Annotated in this window: 15 protein-coding genes; 13 read left to right on the plus strand and 2 right to left on the minus strand. The window is 65.2% G+C overall.

Annotated features, from left to right (window positions below; all coding sequences use genetic code 11):
- Positions 1-52 precede the first annotated feature (52 nt).
- Complete coding sequence (locus B1A78_RS00520) at positions 53-1069, plus strand: NAD-dependent epimerase/dehydratase family protein (protein WP_077145083.1); 1017 nt, start codon at positions 53-55, stop codon at positions 1067-1069.
- Between the two features lie 74 nt (positions 1070-1143).
- Here B1A78_RS00520 and B1A78_RS00525 read toward each other — a convergent pair whose 3' ends face one another.
- Positions 1144-1929, minus strand: coding sequence for an SDR family NAD(P)-dependent oxidoreductase (locus B1A78_RS00525; protein ID WP_077145084.1), 786 nt, complete (start codon positions 1927-1929; stop codon positions 1144-1146).
- Between the two features lie 113 nt (positions 1930-2042).
- Between B1A78_RS00525 and B1A78_RS00530 the strand changes: the two genes are divergently transcribed.
- Complete coding sequence (locus tag B1A78_RS00530) at positions 2043-2936, plus strand: LysR family transcriptional regulator (protein WP_077145137.1); 894 nt, start codon at positions 2043-2045, stop codon at positions 2934-2936.
- Here B1A78_RS00530 and B1A78_RS00535 read toward each other — a convergent pair.
- Entirely contained in the window at positions 2933-4351 is a 1419-nt protein-coding gene (locus B1A78_RS00535) for a helix-turn-helix transcriptional regulator (protein ID WP_077145085.1), read from the minus strand. The genes B1A78_RS00530 and B1A78_RS00535 overlap by 4 nt on opposite strands.
- A 99-nt stretch (positions 4352-4450) precedes the next feature.
- On the opposite strand from B1A78_RS00535, the gene B1A78_RS00540 reads away from it, so the two are divergent.
- The 11 genes from B1A78_RS00540 to B1A78_RS00590 all read left to right on the plus strand — a co-directional run bounded on the left by B1A78_RS00540 (position 4451) and on the right by B1A78_RS00590 (position 14388).
- Entirely contained in the window at positions 4451-5983 is a 1533-nt protein-coding gene (locus B1A78_RS00540) for an acyl-CoA carboxylase subunit beta (protein ID WP_077145138.1), read from the plus strand.
- Entirely contained in the window at positions 5964-6323 is a 360-nt protein-coding gene (locus tag B1A78_RS00545; RefSeq protein WP_144037618.1) for a hypothetical protein, read from the plus strand. The genes B1A78_RS00540 and B1A78_RS00545 overlap by 20 nt, the downstream gene beginning before the upstream one ends.
- A gap of 145 nt (positions 6324-6468) precedes the next feature.
- Entirely contained in the window at positions 6469-7218 is a 750-nt protein-coding gene (locus B1A78_RS00550) for a hypothetical protein (protein ID WP_144037619.1), read from the plus strand.
- A gap of 10 nt (positions 7219-7228) precedes the next feature.
- Positions 7229-7489, plus strand: coding sequence for a hypothetical protein (locus B1A78_RS00555; protein WP_077145088.1), 261 nt, complete (start codon positions 7229-7231; stop codon positions 7487-7489).
- On the plus strand, positions 7486-7926 hold the full coding sequence (gene mce / locus B1A78_RS00560; RefSeq protein WP_077145089.1) for a methylmalonyl-CoA epimerase: 441 nt from the start codon (positions 7486-7488) through the stop codon (positions 7924-7926). Before B1A78_RS00555 ends, mce begins: the two co-directional genes overlap by 4 nt.
- Before the next feature lie 187 nt (positions 7927-8113).
- On the plus strand, positions 8114-10261 hold the full coding sequence (gene scpA, locus B1A78_RS00565; RefSeq protein WP_077145090.1) for a methylmalonyl-CoA mutase: 2148 nt from the start codon (positions 8114-8116) through the stop codon (positions 10259-10261).
- Complete coding sequence (bioB, locus tag B1A78_RS00570) at positions 10258-11271, plus strand: biotin synthase BioB (RefSeq protein WP_077145091.1); 1014 nt, start codon at positions 10258-10260, stop codon at positions 11269-11271. Before scpA ends, bioB begins: the two co-directional genes overlap by 4 nt.
- A complete protein-coding gene (locus B1A78_RS00575) occupies positions 11271-11513 on the plus strand; it encodes a hypothetical protein (RefSeq protein WP_077145092.1) in 243 nt (80 codons plus the stop codon). The genes bioB and B1A78_RS00575 overlap by 1 nt, the downstream gene beginning before the upstream one ends.
- Positions 11510-11902 carry a lysozyme inhibitor LprI family protein gene (locus B1A78_RS00580; protein ID WP_077145093.1) on the plus strand — a complete coding sequence of 131 codons (393 nt, stop codon included), beginning with the start codon at positions 11510-11512 and terminating at the stop codon, positions 11900-11902. The genes B1A78_RS00575 and B1A78_RS00580 overlap by 4 nt, the downstream gene beginning before the upstream one ends.
- Positions 11902-13908 carry an acetyl/propionyl/methylcrotonyl-CoA carboxylase subunit alpha gene (locus B1A78_RS00585; RefSeq protein WP_077145094.1) on the plus strand — a complete coding sequence of 669 codons (2007 nt, stop codon included), beginning with the start codon at positions 11902-11904 and terminating at the stop codon, positions 13906-13908. The genes B1A78_RS00580 and B1A78_RS00585 overlap by 1 nt, the downstream gene beginning before the upstream one ends.
- A 108-nt stretch (positions 13909-14016) precedes the next feature.
- Positions 14017-14388, plus strand: coding sequence for a tRNA-binding protein (locus tag B1A78_RS00590; RefSeq protein WP_077145095.1), 372 nt, complete (start codon positions 14017-14019; stop codon positions 14386-14388).
- Positions 14389-14479: the final 91 nt, after the last annotated feature.

Here is a 14479-nt window from a genome sequence, read left to right on the forward strand (position 1 = left end):
CTGTAACGCAAATGCGCTATCTTCGCCCGGATAACGGACGAGGGAGGGGCGCATGGCGGGCACGGTTCTGGTCACGGGGGGCAGCGGCTATATCGCGGGCTTCCTGATCCGACAGCTGATCGACAACGGCTGGCACGTCCACACGACGGTGCGCAGCCTGAAGCGCGAGGCCGAGGTGCGCGGCTGGCTGAACGTCGACAATGACAAGCTCGCCTTTTTCGCCGCCGACCTCGAACATGACGCCGGCTGGGCCGAGGCGGTCGCGGGCTGCAGCCATGTCGCGCATGTCGCGTCGCCCTTTCCGCTCGATGTCCCCAGGCACGCCGACGATCTGGTGATCCCCGCGCGCGAAGGCGCGTTGCGCGCGCTGCGCTTCGCGCGCGCGGCAGGGGTGAAACGCTTCGTCCTGACCTCGTCGATGGCGGCGGTCGCCTATGGCCATGGCAAGGGCCGCGATCTCTATAACGAAGCCGACTGGAGCAACCTCGATAACCCCGAGGTCATGCCCTATCCGCGCTCGAAGACCGTCGCCGAGCGCGCCGCGCGCGACTGGGTGGCGGCCGAGGGCGGCGATATCGAATTTGCCTCGGTCAACCCCGCGGCGGTGTTCGGGCCGTTGCTGTCGGACGATCTGTCGACCTCGATCGAGGTCGTGAAGCAGCTTCTCGAGGGAAAGGTGCCGATGTGTCCCGATGTCGGTTTCGGTATCATCGACGTGCGCGACGTCGCCGACATGCACTATCGCGCGCTGACCGTCGATGGGATCCGGGACGAGCGTTTCGTCTGCTCGGGGCCGTTTTTGAAGTTCATCGACGTCGCGAAAATCCTGAAGGCCAATCTGGGCGAACAGGCGCGCAAGGTGCCGACGAAGAAGATGCCCGACTGGTTGCTCAAGGCGCTGGCGATCTTCCGGCCCGAGCTGAAACAGGTCGTCGCCGAACTCGGCAATGTCCGCGGCGGCGACAGCAGCCATGCGATGGCGCGGCTCGGCTGGACGATGCGACCGCCCGAGGAAGCGATCCTCGCGACGGCGCAGGATTTGATCGGCCGGGGGATTGTGAAGGTCTGAAAACAAGTGAACCCCGGCGAAAGCCGGGGCCCAGTTGATTTGGCCGATGGGCCCCGGCCTGCGCCGGGGAACATTTAGGCAATCGTCGGAACGATCCCGCCTTCCGCGCGGATCGCGGCGCCGTTGGTCGCTGCGGCGAGCGGGCTTGCGAGGAACGCCACCGTCGCGCCGATCTCGTCGGCGTCGATCAGCCGGCGGATCAGTGACAGCGGGCGCAGTTCCTCGAAAAAGGCCGTTTCGCGCTCGGCCTCGGGCGCGTCGGGGTTCGACACCACCGACTGGATAAAGTCGACGATGCCCTCGGACCGCGTCGGGCCCGGCAGCACCGAATTGACCGTCACGCCGGTCCCCTTGGTCTGCTCGGCGAGCCCGCGCGCGATGGTCAGCTGCGCGGTCTTGGTCATGCCGTAGTGGATCATCTCGGCGGGGGGCAGCAGCCCGCTCTCGCTCGCGATGAAGATCACGCGGCCCCAGTTTTTTTCGAGCATCTTCGGGAAATAATGCCGCGACAGCCGCGCACCGCTGACCACATTGACCTCGAAGATATGGTGCCAGTCGGCGTCGCTGATGTCGGCGAAGGCCTTGGCCTCGTAAATGCCGAGGTTGTTGACGAGGATGTCGACCGCAGGAACCGCGGCGATCAGCGTCGCGGCGCCCTCGGCGGTCGCGGGGTCGGCGAGCACCGCGCGGATCGTGCCGGCCCGCGCCAGTTCGGTGGCGGCTTCGTCGAGCTTCGCCTGGTTGCGGCCGGTGATGACGACCTCGACGCCCGCCTCGGCGAGGCGCTTGGCGATCGCGAAGCCGATGCCGGCGGTCGATCCGGTGACGAGGGCGGTCTTACCTTGCAGTTTCAGGTCCATGATGCGTCTCCTTGGATGGAAGTGCCTTGATGAACCCGAAGATAGCGCGGTCGCCTATTGTTGATTAGAATGTCGCTTATCATTTCAGAAGTGATTCAAAATCAGGAATGGCGATGGACAATCGGTTCGGCGATATCGAAACCTTTCTCGCGGTGGCGAGCGGCGGCAGCTTCGCGGCAGCGGCCAAGGCGCTGCGGCTCACGCCTTCGGCGGTCAGCCGCAGCATCGCACGGCTTGAGCAGCGGCTCGGCACGATCCTCTTTCGCCGCACGACGCGCTCGCTCGCGCTGACCGCCGAAGGCAGCGCCTATCGCGATCGGATGAGCGTGCTGCTCGCCGAGATCGAGACGGTCGAGGAGGGGCTCGGGCGTGAGAAACAGGGGCCGCGCGGGCTGCTGCGGGTCAACGCCTCGCCGTCGATCGGGGTGCCGTTGCTGCCGATCCTGCCGAAGTTCATGGCGCGCTATCCCGAGATCGTCCTCGATCTCACGCTCTCGGACACGATCGTCGATTTGGTCGAGGAGCGCGCCGATATCGCGATCCGCATCGGCCCGCTGCGCGATACCAGCCTGCGCGCCAAGAAGCTGGGGCATAGCCGTATGGTGCTCGTTGCCAGCCCCGAATATCTCGCGCGGCGCGGGATGCCGCAGACGCCCGACGATCTCGAAACGCATGACTGCCTGCGTTTCAGCTTCCGCCGCTCGATCGACAGCTGGCCCTTTCGCATCGGCGGCCGCGTCGTGCATCGCCCGGTGCCCGGCAGCTTCTTCGGCAATTCGGGCGAACTGGTGCGCCAGATGGCGGTCGCCGGCGGCGGGGTTTCGCGCCATGGGCAATTCCATGTCGCCGCCGACCTCGCGGCGGGGCGGCTGGTCGAATTGCTGGCGGATTATCACCCCGGCGACGGCGAGGACATCCATGCGCTCTACGCGCCCGAGGACCGCGCCGCCGCGCGCATCCGCGCCTTCCTCGATTTTCTCGACGAAGAACTGGTGATCGCGCCTTAGCCGATGCGGTAGGGCACGACGTCGCGGCGGTCGGGATCGACCAGGATTGGGCGGTCGCTCGGCGGGAAGGCGCGCTGGTCGCAATCGTCGCGCGGGCAGATACGGCACGACGATCCGATGCGCGTCGCGGCTTGCGGCGCGGCGACATCGACCCCGTCGGCATAGACGAAGTCGGCGGCATATTGCGCTTCGCAGCCGAGCGCGACGGCGTAGCGGCGCGGGCTGCGCGCATAGCTGCCCGACGGTTTCACCAGCCCCTTCGCCATCGAAACATAACGCAGCCCGTCGGGGGTCTCGGCGAGCTGGAAGAGGATGCGGTCGGGGATCGCCGCCGCCTCATGGACCACCCACAAGGGGCAGGCACCGCCGAAGCGTGCGAATTGCAGCCGCGTTGCCGAGTGGCGCTTGGTGATATTGCCCGCCATGTCGACGCGGCAGAAGAACATCGGGATGCCGCGGGCGCCGGGGCGCTGCAGCGTCGACAGGCGGTGGCACGCCTGCTCGAAGCTGACGCCATAGTCCATGCGCAGCCGGTCGATATCGTGGCGCACCGCGCGCGCGCTGGCGCGGAAGGGCGCGTAGGGCATCAGCACCGCGCCGGCGGCGTAATTGGCGAGCCCGACGTGGAGCAATTGCCGCGCCGCCGCGGTGCGCAGCGGCGAAGCCTCGACCACCGCGGCGATTTCGTTGGCGAGTGCGAGCGCGGCGAGTTGGTGCGCGAGCTGGAAGCGGCGGCTTTCGGCGGGCTGCGACGGGTCGATCACCAGATGGCGCATCGTCGCGTCATAGTCGCGCAGCGCCTGCGTCTGATTATAGACGATCGAGATGCCGAGCGCGTCGCGCAGGCGGCGTTCGATCGTCTCGATCGTGGGGGAGGGCGAGCGGCCGCGCAATTGCCCCGCGAGTATCTCGGCGGCGCGGTCGATGCTGTCGACATAGTTTCCGGCGTCGTGGAACCAGTCGCGCACCTCCTCCCACGGCAGGCGGCTGCCCTCGGCGGTGCCGCCGGTGAGTGCCTCGTCGATGATCTGCAGCCGTTGGCCCGCGCGGCGATAGGCGGCGTGGAGCGCGACGAACTGATCGGCGAGCTGCGGCTGCTGGAGCGCGGCGCGTTCGAGCTGTTCGGGGGGCAGGGGGGAGGCGGCGAAGAGCGGGTCGGCGGCGGCTTCGCGCAGCGCGCCGGCGCGGCGGTCGCCGGTATCGGCGGCGACTTCCTCCCATTCGAGCGGGAAGAGGCGTTGCAGGCGGTCGAGCAGCGCGGGCGTCAGGGGGCGGTCGTCATGCTCGATCTGGCTGAGGTAGGAGGCGGAGATGCCGAGCTGCGCGGCGAAGTCGGCCTGGCGGATCGCGCGGGTTTCCCGAAGTTGGCGAAGTTGTCGCCCAGCGTAGAGTCGGGTTGGCTGCATGATCGGCATGCTACTTTGCAAAGTATGACTTTGCAACTTTGCAAATTCGCATTTGCATCGGAGGCGAAGCGGGCGCAGACGGCGCATTCGATTTATCCGGAGAGACTTATGTCCGCCAATATCGCCGAAATGGAACGCCGCCGCGCCGCCGCCGCCCTGGGGGGCGGGCAGAAGCGCATCGATGCGCAGCACAGCAAGGGCAAGCTGACCGCGCGCGAGCGGCTGAACGTGCTGCTCGACGAAGGCTCGTTCGAAGAGCTCGACACCTATGTCGAACATAATTGCACCGATTTCGGCATGGAAAATCAGAAGATTCCGGGCGACGGCGTCGTCACCGGCAGCGGCACGATCAACGGCCGCCTCGTCTATGTCTTCAGCCAGGACTTCACGGTTTTCGGCGGTGCGCTGTCCGAGCGCCACGCCGAGAAGATCATGAAGGTGATGGACAATGCAATGAAGGTCGGCGCGCCGGTGATCGGCCTGAACGACAGCGGCGGCGCGCGCATCCAGGAGGGCGTCGCCTCGCTCGGCGGCTATGCCGAGGTGTTCCAGCGCAATGTGCTGGCATCGGGCGTGGTGCCGCAAATCTCGCTCATCATGGGCCCGTGCGCGGGCGGCGCGGTTTACAGCCCCGCGATGACCGACTTCATCTTCATGGTGAAGGACAGCTCGTACATGTTCGTGACGGGCCCCGATGTTGTCAAAACGGTGACCAACGAGGTGGTGACGCAGGAGGAACTGGGCGGTGCGATCACGCACACGACCAAGAGTTCGGTCGCCGATATCGCGTTCGAGAACGACATCGAGGCGCTGCTCGCGACGCGCGATTTCTTCGATTATTTGCCCGAAAACAACCGCAGCGGCGTGCCCGAGAGGCCGACCGATGACCCGTGGGACCGCGCCGAGCCGAGCCTCGACACGCTGATCCCGCCCAATGCGAACCAGCCGTACGACATGCACGAACTGATCCGCAAAACGGTCGACGAAGGCGATTTCTTCGAGGTGCAGCCGGCGCATGCGGGCAACATCATCTGCGGCTTCGGACGCATCGAGGGACGCACGATCGGCATCGTCGCGAACCAGCCGATGGTGCTGGCGGGCGTGCTCGACATCAATTCGTCGAAGAAGGCGGCGCGCTTCGTCCGCTTCTGCGACGCGTTCGAAATCCCGATCGTCACCTTCGTCGACGTCCCGGGCTTCCTGCCCGGCACCGCGCAGGAATATAATGGCATCATCAAGCATGGCGCGAAGCTGCTGTTCGCCTATGCCGAGGCGACGGTGCCCAAGATCACGGTGATCACGCGCAAGGCCTATGGCGGCGCCTATGACGTGATGGCGTCGAAGCATCTGCGCGGCGACCTCAACTATGCCTGGCCGACCGCCGAGATCGCGGTGATGGGCGCGAAGGGCGCGGTCGAGATCATCTTCCGCAGCGACATCGGCGATCCCGAAAAGATCGCGCAGCGCACGAAGGAATATGAGGACCGCTTTGCGAACCCCTTCGTCGCGGCGTCACGCGGTTATATCGACGAGGTCATCCACCCGCACAACACGCGCAAGCGGATCGCGTTGGGGCTGCGCAAGCTGCGCAACAAGCAGTTGGAGAACCCCTGGAAGAAGCATGATAATATTCCGCTTTAGTGCCGCCATTCTGGCTTCGGCTGCGGCGCTGGTGATATTCGCTGGTTGTCAGCGAACGATGACGATGTCTGAAATCTTGGCCAGCGATTTGGAGCAGGAACATCTTTCTTGGCAATTTGGCGAACGGCTCGACCTTCTTTCGGAAAACAAGGATTTGATGAGAAGCGAGATGAAAGCTTCCGGTTTTGAACTGAAGGATCGAGGTGATGGCTGCGGCGCATGGGAGCTCCCGGAAAATCCAAAACGCGTATGGGCGTTTGTGCAGTATTGCGAGAATGAGGATGACTCCGTCGCTTACACCAGATTTGGGATTTCAAGGTCGGGTATGACTTATGACTGAAGGTCAGCCCGACCTTCCTCTCCGCAAACGGGTGGAATGAGAATGGGCTGTGACGGTCGCCACAGGCGTCCGGGCAGACTGGAGACAAGGGTGAAGGACGGTTAGGATGCCGCCGCGATGTCCTTGATTCCAAATGAGGTTTATGATGCGTAACTTGCTTCTTGGTGCCCTGCTTGTCCCCGCGCTGCTGGCTTCGCCGGCGGCGTCGGCGTTCGATCCCGATACCCCCGTCGGTGCGCCCGAACCCGCCTTTCCGGTGGTGCTGGAGAGCGAGGAAAGCACGACGATCGATCTGGCGTTCCGCACCGCATTCGACCTGCCCAAGGGCGCCGAGGCGACCGCAACGCGCGAGATCGACGGGCGGACCTATCAGTTCCGGCCCGCGGCGATCCACCTGCTGCCGAACAATGTCGGCGTGCTGCTGAGCCTCGGCAGTCTGGAGGATGCGGGGCATGGCGATAATGGGGTCAATGCGATCCACTATCTGCAGGGCGGTCCTTCGGGGTGGCAGACGCAAGGCGAATGGCTCGACCGCGGCGGCGTCGGGACCGTGGGCAATGCCGCGACCAGCTGGGCGTTCAGCGATGCGATCGGCAAGAACCCCTATCTGGTCACTGCGGGCGGCGGCGTGTGGCAGGGATGCCTGATCAGCAGCGCGGTGCTGACCGAGTTGGCGCCGGACGGGCCGGTCGATCGCGGCAGCTTTACCGACGCGATGAGTTCGGGTGCCGGGCTGGGGCAGAAGGAGCAGGGCTATGACGGCGCGATCGTCGCGGCCGAGCCCGACAAGAGCTTCACTGTCGCCTATACGGGCAGCAAGGCGTTCAGGCAGCGCTATGTGCTGAAGGACGGCAAATATGAACTGGTCGGCAAAGACCAGGTTCCGGGTTGTTGAGGCGCGGGTGATGGAATGGCTTTGGGCCGCGATTTCGGTGTGCTGGACGATCGGCGCCTGGGTCGTTGCCCGGACCGCCTGGACGATCGCGCGCCACTGGGGGCAGGCCGGCGTGGTTGATCGCGGAATGGGCCGCGGTCTCGACCGCGAGGATAATCCGGTCGGCTTTGCGCTGGCCTATCGCGGGACGCAGTTTGTCGCGGTGCTGGCGCTGGTTTTCGTCGCGATCGGGATCGCGATTACGTTGGGATGGATATCGAGGGCTTTATGAAACTGGGACGTTTGAACCATATCGGCGTTGCGACGCCGTCGATTGCCGACAGCATCGTCTTTTACCGCGACGTGATGGGCGCGACGAAGATCCATGATCCCTTCGACCTGCCCGAGCAGGGCGTCAAAGTGTGCTTCGTCGATACGCCGGGCGCCGATGGCGCGCTGAACGGGACGCAGATCGAACTGGTCGAGCCCTTGCCGGGCAACACCTCGATCGCAGGCTTTCTCGAGAAGAACCCGGCGGGGGGGCAGCATCATATTTGTTATGAAGTGCCCGACATCCATGCCGCCAAGGCCGCGTTCGAGGCGCTGGGCAAGCGCGTGCTCGGCGAGCCGCGGATCGGGGCGCACGGGACGCTGATTTTCTTCTTGCATCCCAAGGATATGGGCGGGGTGCTGACCGAGATCATGGAGACGCCGAAGGAGGCGCATTGAGACCACTTACCCCCTCTCCCGTCGGGAGAGGGTTGCGAAGACTTGGCGCCGAAGGTGCCTAGTCGAAGCTGGGTGAGGGGATGCACGCTATCGAGAGGGCAGAGACCCTCACCAACTCCGCCTAGGCCTACGGCCAAGGCTTCGTATCCTCTCCCGGTGGGAGAGGAAAATTGGAACGAGACTGCATATGACCGACAAACCGACGCTCGACCAATGGGCTGCCGCCGCCGACAAGGAAGTGAAGGGCAAGGAGCTCAGCTGGGCGACGCCCGAGGGGATCGACGTCAAGCCGCTCTATACGGCCGACGACGTCACGACCGACCCCGGGCTGCCCGGTTTCGCGCCCTTCACGCGCGGGGTGCGTGCGTCGATGTACGCCGGTCGCCCGTGGACGATCCGGCAATATGCGGGTTTCTCTACCGCCGAGGAATCGAACGCCTTTTATCGCCGCAACCTCGCGGCGGGGCAGAAGGGGCTGTCGGTCGCCTTCGACCTCGCGACGCACCGCGGCTATGACAGCGACCATCCGCGCGTCGTCGGCGACGTCGGCAAGGCGGGGGTCGCGATCGACAGCGTCGAGGATATGAAAATCCTGTTCGACGGCATCCCGCTCGACCAGATGTCGGTCAGCATGACGATGAACGGCGCGGTGATCCCGATCCTCGCCTTCTTCATCGTCGCGGGCGAGGAGCAGGGGGTCGAGCGCAAATTGCTCGACGGGACCATCCAGAACGACATCCTCAAGGAGTTCATGGTCCGCAACACCTATATCTATCCGCCCGAGCCGAGCATGCGGATCATCAGTGACATCTTCGGCTATACCAGCCGCGAGATGCCCAAGTTCAACAGCATCTCGATCTCGGGCTATCATATGCAGGAAGCCGGCGCGACGCAGGTGCAGGAGCTGGCCTTCACGATCGCCGATGGCGCCGAATATGTGCGTTACGGCGTCGCATCGGGCCTCGACATCGACAAGTTCGCGGGGCGTTTGAGCTTCTTCTTCGCGATCGGCATGAACTTCTTCATGGAGATCGCCAAGCTGCGCGCCGCGCGCGTGCTGTGGCACCGCGTGATGACCAACCTTGGCGCCAAGGACGAGCGCAGCAAGATGCTGCGCACGCACTGCCAGACGTCGGGGGTCTCGCTCACCGAGCAGGACCCGTACAATAACGTCATGCGCACGACGATCGAGGCGATGGCGGCGATGCTGGGCGGCACCCAATCGCTGCACACCAACGCGCTCGACGAAGCCATCGCGCTGCCGACCGACTTTTCGGCGCGTATCGCGCGCAATACGCAGATCGTCATCCAGGAAGAGACGGGGATGACCAAGGTCGTCGATCCGCTCGGCGGCTCTTATTATGTCGAGGCGCTGACGCAGGAGCTGGTCGACAAGGCGTGGGAGATCATCGAGCGTGTCGAAAAGGAAGGCGGCATGGCGAAGGCCGTCGCCGCCGGCTGGCCCAAGGCGATGATCGAGACCGCCGCCGCCGCGCGGCAGGCACGCGTCGACCGCGGCGACGATGTGATCGTCGGGGTGAACAAATATCGCCTCGCCAACGAGGACCTGCTCGAAACGCTCGAGGTCGACAACACGAAGGTCCGCGAGGCGCAGATCGCGCGGATCAACAAGACCAAGGCGGGTCGCGACGAGGCGGCGTGCCAGGCGGCGCTGAAGGCGCTGCGCGACGCGGCCGCAGGCGAGCAGTCGATCGAGAACAACCTGCTCGCGCATGCGGTCGAGGCGGCGCGCGCGCGCGCGACGCTCGGCGAAATCTCGTCGGCGATGGAGGAAAGCTTCGACCGTTACGGCACCCAGCCGACCCCGGTGAAGGGCGTCTATGCCGCGCCCTATGAGGGCGATGCGCGCTGGCAGCAGGTGCTCGACGGCGTCGCGGCGGTCGAGCGCCGCATGGGGCGCAAACCGAAGCTGCTCGTCGCCAAGATGGGGCAGGACGGGCATGACCGCGGCGCGAACATCATCGCCTCGGCGTTCGGCGACATGGGCTTCGACGTCGTGTCGGGGCCTTTGTTCCAGACGCCCGAGGAGACGGTGGTGCTCGCGCTCGACAGCGGCGTCGACGTCGTCGGCGCGTCGAGCCTGGCCGCCGGGCACAAGACCTTGATCCCCGAACTGATCGGCAAGCTCAAGGAAGCCGGCCGCACCGACATCAAGGTGATCGCGGGCGGGGTGATCCCGCCGCAGGATTACGACTATCTGCGCGACGCCGGGGTGCAGGGCATCTACGGCCCCGGATCGAATGTCGTGGAGTGCGCCGCCGACGTGCTGCGCTTGCTCGGCCACAATATGCCCCCTCTTGGAGAAGCCGCATGACCATGGAAACCCGCACCGACTGGACCCGCGAGGAAATCGCCGAGCTGTTCGACCTGCCGTTCGACGAGCTGATGTGGGAAGCGCAGGGCGTCCACCGCCGTCATCACGCGCGCGGCGAGGTGCAGCTTTGCACCTTGCTCAGCATCAAGACCGGCGGCTGCGTCGAGGATTGCGGCTATTGTTCGCAGTCGAAGCATGCCGACAGCGGCCTCAAGGCGACCAAGCTGATGGACGTGCGCGCGGTGCTGCAGGCGGCGGCCGAGGCGAAGGATTCGGGTTCGAAGCGCTTCTGCATGGGCGCCGCCTGGCGCAACCCCAAGGAGCGCGACATGCCCGCGATCGTCGAGATGGTCGAGGGCGTGCGCCAGATGGGCATGGAAACCTGCATGACGCTGGGCATGCTGACCAAGGAACAGGCGCAGACGCTCGCGGTCGCGGGGCTCGACTATTATAACCACAATATCGACACGAGCCCGGAGAATTACGAGAATATCATCTCGACGCGGACCTTCCAGGATCGGCTCGACACGCTCGAGGAAGTGCGCGCGGCGGGGATCAACGTCTGTTCGGGCGGGATCGTCGGGCTGGGCGAGAACCGGCAGGACCGCGTCGGCTTCATCCATGCGCTCGCGACCTTGCCCGAACATCCGGGCAGCGTGCCGATCAACGCGCTGGTGCCGGTGAAGGGCACCGTGCTCGGCGACATGCTCGCCGACACGCCGCTCGCGAAGATCGACGACATCGAATTCGTGCGCACCGTCGCGGTCGCGCGCATCACCATGCCGCGCTCGATGGTCCGCCTGTCGGCGGGGCGCGAGAGCATGTCGGAGGCGACGCAGGCCTTGTGCTTCATGGCGGGCGCGAACAGCATCTTCACCGGCGACAAGCTGCTGACGACGGGCAACCGCGGCGACAGCGCCGACGCGGCGCTGTTCGCGAAGCTGGGCATCGTGCCGATGACGAGCGAAGAGCCGATGCGGATGGGCGTGCTGACGGAAGCGGCCGAATAGTGACCCGCAAGCCGCTCCTTGCCCTGCTGACCTCGGTGCTGTTGCTGCCCGCCTCGTGCGCGTGCGGCTATACGGCGAACCGGATGCAGGGGGTGCGGATGGGGACCGAGGGCGGCGAGGCGTCGCCGCTTTGGGTCGAGAATTTGCTGTGGATCGGGGCGCTGGCGCTGATGCTCGTCTGGGCGCGGCAGGTGTCGAAGATCTATCGCAGCGAACCGGCGGCGAAGGAGGCGGGCGAATGATGCTGATGTCGTTGATGCTGCTCGCTGCGGCGGCGCAGGAGCCCGCGGTCGATTGCGAGAACGCGCAATATCAGGTCGAGATGAATTTCTGCGCAGGCAAGGAATATGATGCCGCCGATGCCGAACTCAACGCGCAATGGAAGCTCACCGTCGCGGCGCTGAAGGCGCGCGACAAGACCATCGACCGCAGTTACGACAGCCAGCCGACGCATTATGACACGCTGCTCGCGGCGCAGCGCGCGTGGCTCACCTATCGCGACCAGCACTGTCTCTCCGAAAGCTTCGCCGCACGCGGCGGGAGCATGGCGCCGATGCTGCACAGCGGCTGCATGGCGCGGCTGACCCAAGAACGTACCGAACAACTCAAGGCACTTGTCGAGGAAAATTGATGTTCAAGAAAATCCTGATCGCCAATCGCGGCGAAATCGCCTGCCGCGTTATCAAGACCGCGCGCCGCATGGGCATTGCGACCGTCGCCGTCTATTCGGACGCCGATGCGCGCGCGCCCTTTGTGCAGATGGCCGACGAAGCCGTCCACATTGGCGCTTCGCCTGCGGCCGAATCCTATCTGATCGCCGACAAGATCATCGCGGCGTGCAAGGAAACCGGCGCCGAGGCGGTGCATCCGGGCTATGGCTTCCTGTCCGAACGGACCAGCTTTGCCGAGGCGCTCGCGAAGGAAAATATCGCCTTCATCGGCCCGCCGGTGAACGCGATCGCCGCGATGGGCGACAAGATCGAGTCGAAGAAGCTCGCGATGGAAGCGGGCGTGAACGTCGTCCCCGGCTTCGTCGGCGAGATCGAGGACACCGAGCATGCGGTGCGCATCTCGGACGAGATCGGCTATCCGGTGATGATGAAGGCCAGCGCCGGCGGCGGGGGCAAGGGCATGCGCCTCGCCTATAGCGAGCAGGACGTCCGCGAGGGGTTCGAGAGCGTCAAGCGCGAGGGGCTCAACAGCTTCGGCGACGACCGCGTGTTCATCGAGAAATTCATCCTCAACCCGCGCCATATCGAGATCCAGATCCTTGGCGACCAGCATGGCAACACGCTGTACCTCAACGAGCGCGAGTGCAGCATCCAGCGCCGCCACCAGAAGGTCGTCGAGGAAGCGCCGTCGCCCTTCGTGACGCCCAAGATGCGCAAGGCGATGGGCGAGCAGTGCGTCGCGCTGGCGAAGGCGGTCGGCTATTACAGCGCGGGCACGGTCGAACTGATCGTGTCGGGCGCCGACCCGACGGGCGAGAGCTTCTATTTCCTCGAAATGAACACCCGGCTTCAGGTCGAGCATCCGGTGACCGAGGCGATCACCGGGATCGATCTGGTCGAGCAGATGATCCGCGTCGCCGCAGGCGAAAAGCTCGAGCTGAAACAGGAAGATGTGAAGCTCGACGGCTGGGCGATCGAGAACCGCGTCTATGCCGAGGATCCCTATCGCGGCTTCCTGCCCTCGACGGGGCGCCTCGTGCGCTATCGCACCCCCGTGCCGGCGTGGGAGGGTGACGAGCGTGGCGACGAGGGCGTGCGCGTCGACGCGGGGGTCGAGGAGGGCGGCGAAGTGTCGATCTTCTACGACCCGATGATCGCCAAGCTGATCACCTGGGGCGAGACGCGCGACGAGGCCGCCGATTTGCAGGTCGCGGCGCTCGACCGCTTCGAGCTCGAGGGGCTCGGTCACAATATCGACTTCCTGTCGGCGATCATGCAGCACCCGCGCTTTCGCTCGGGCGAGCTGACCACCGGCTTCATCGCCGAGGAATATCCCGAAGGCTTCCACGGCGCCGACACCGACGCCGATGTGACGCGCGCGCTGGCGGCGATCGCGGGCTTCATGGCGTCGGCCGAGGCCGACCGCGCGCGGCGCACCGATGGCCAGCTCGGCGACCGGCTCGAGCCGCCCGCCAAATGGCAGGTGACGATCGACGGCACCCCGCACAAGGTCAAGGTCGGCGAGAAGCATATCAAGGTCGATGGCGACAAGGTCGACATCGCGCTGGAGTATACGCCGGGTGACAAGCTGGTGGTGGCCGACATCGACGACAGCGAACTCGCGGTGAAGGTCGCCAAGACGCGCACCGGATGGCGCATGACGACGCGCGGGCGCATCCATAATGTCCGCGTCCTGCCGTGGCATGTCGCGCCGCTGAGCGCGCACATGATCGAGAAAGTGCCGCCCGACCTGTCGAAATTCCTGATCTGCCCGATGCCGGGGTTGCTGGTGGCGCTGCACGTCGGCGAGGGCGACAAGGTCGAGGCCGGCCAGCCGCTCGCGACGGTCGAGGCGATGAAGATGGAGAATATCCTGCGCGCCGAAAAAACGGGCGTGGTGAAGACGGTGAATGCCGCGCAGGGCGACAGCCTGGCGGTGGATGCGGTGATCCTGGAGATGGAATAGGAGCTTCGGGCCAATCCCGTTTTTCGTCATTCCCGCGAAAGCGGGAATCCAGCTAAGACGACGCCAAAGCTGGATTCCCGCCTTCGCGGGGATGACGAAGGGTTGGAAATGCACCTGAATCACGAAAACGACGCCCCCGCCGCCGACCCGATCGCCTTTGACGATTTCCTGAAGGTCGATATCCGCATCGGCACGATCGTCGAGGCCGAACCCTATCCCGAAGCGCGCAAGCCCGCGTTCAAGCTGAAGATCGACTTCGGCCCTGCGATCGGGGTGAAGAAGAGCAGCGCGCAGATCGTCGACCGCTATGCGCTGGAGGAACTGGCGGGGCGGCAGGTCGCCGCGGTGGTCAATTTCCCGCCGCGCCAGATCGGCAAGTTCATGTCCGAGGTGCTGACCTTGGGCTTCGCCGACGAGGAAGGCGCGGTGATCCTATTCGCGCCCGACCGCGCGGTGCCGAACGGGTCGCGGCTGTTTTGATCGCCCGACCCAGAAAGTCCGTCATTGCGAGCGTAGCGAAGCAATCCAGAGTGGCGTACACCGCTCTGGATTGCTTCGCTATGCTCGCAAT

It is taken from the genome of Sphingopyxis sp. KK2 (assembly GCF_001990265.1).
GTDB lineage: Bacteria > Pseudomonadota > Alphaproteobacteria > Sphingomonadales > Sphingomonadaceae > Sphingopyxis.

Excerpts from the sequence above, each read along its gene's own strand:
- B1A78_RS00535 (WP_077145085.1), bottom strand. The coding sequence starts at position 4,351 with ATGCCGATCATGCAGCCAACCCGACTCTACGCTGGGCGACAACTTCGC.
- B1A78_RS00540 (WP_077145138.1), top strand. The coding sequence starts at position 4,451 with ATGTCCGCCAATATCGCCGAAATGGAACGCCGCCGCGCCGCCGCCGCC.
- B1A78_RS00555 (WP_077145088.1), top strand. The coding sequence starts at position 7,229 with ATGGAATGGCTTTGGGCCGCGATTTCGGTGTGCTGGACGATCGGCGCC.
- B1A78_RS00590 (WP_077145095.1), top strand. The coding sequence starts at position 14,017 with ATGCACCTGAATCACGAAAACGACGCCCCCGCCGCCGACCCGATCGCC.
- bioB (WP_077145091.1), top strand. The coding sequence starts at position 10,258 with ATGACCATGGAAACCCGCACCGACTGGACCCGCGAGGAAATCGCCGAG.
- B1A78_RS00530 (WP_077145137.1), top strand. The coding sequence starts at position 2,043 with ATGGACAATCGGTTCGGCGATATCGAAACCTTTCTCGCGGTGGCGAGC.
- B1A78_RS00580 (WP_077145093.1), top strand. The coding sequence starts at position 11,510 with ATGATGCTGATGTCGTTGATGCTGCTCGCTGCGGCGGCGCAGGAGCCC.
- B1A78_RS00520 (WP_077145083.1), top strand. The coding sequence starts at position 53 with ATGGCGGGCACGGTTCTGGTCACGGGGGGCAGCGGCTATATCGCGGGC.
- B1A78_RS00545 (WP_144037618.1), top strand. The coding sequence starts at position 5,964 with ATGATAATATTCCGCTTTAGTGCCGCCATTCTGGCTTCGGCTGCGGCG.
- B1A78_RS00525 (WP_077145084.1), bottom strand. The coding sequence starts at position 1,929 with ATGGACCTGAAACTGCAAGGTAAGACCGCCCTCGTCACCGGATCGACC.
- B1A78_RS00550 (WP_144037619.1), top strand. The coding sequence starts at position 6,469 with ATGCGTAACTTGCTTCTTGGTGCCCTGCTTGTCCCCGCGCTGCTGGCT.
- B1A78_RS00585 (WP_077145094.1), top strand. The coding sequence starts at position 11,902 with ATGTTCAAGAAAATCCTGATCGCCAATCGCGGCGAAATCGCCTGCCGC.
- mce (WP_077145089.1), top strand. The coding sequence starts at position 7,486 with ATGAAACTGGGACGTTTGAACCATATCGGCGTTGCGACGCCGTCGATT.
- scpA (WP_077145090.1), top strand. The coding sequence starts at position 8,114 with ATGACCGACAAACCGACGCTCGACCAATGGGCTGCCGCCGCCGACAAG.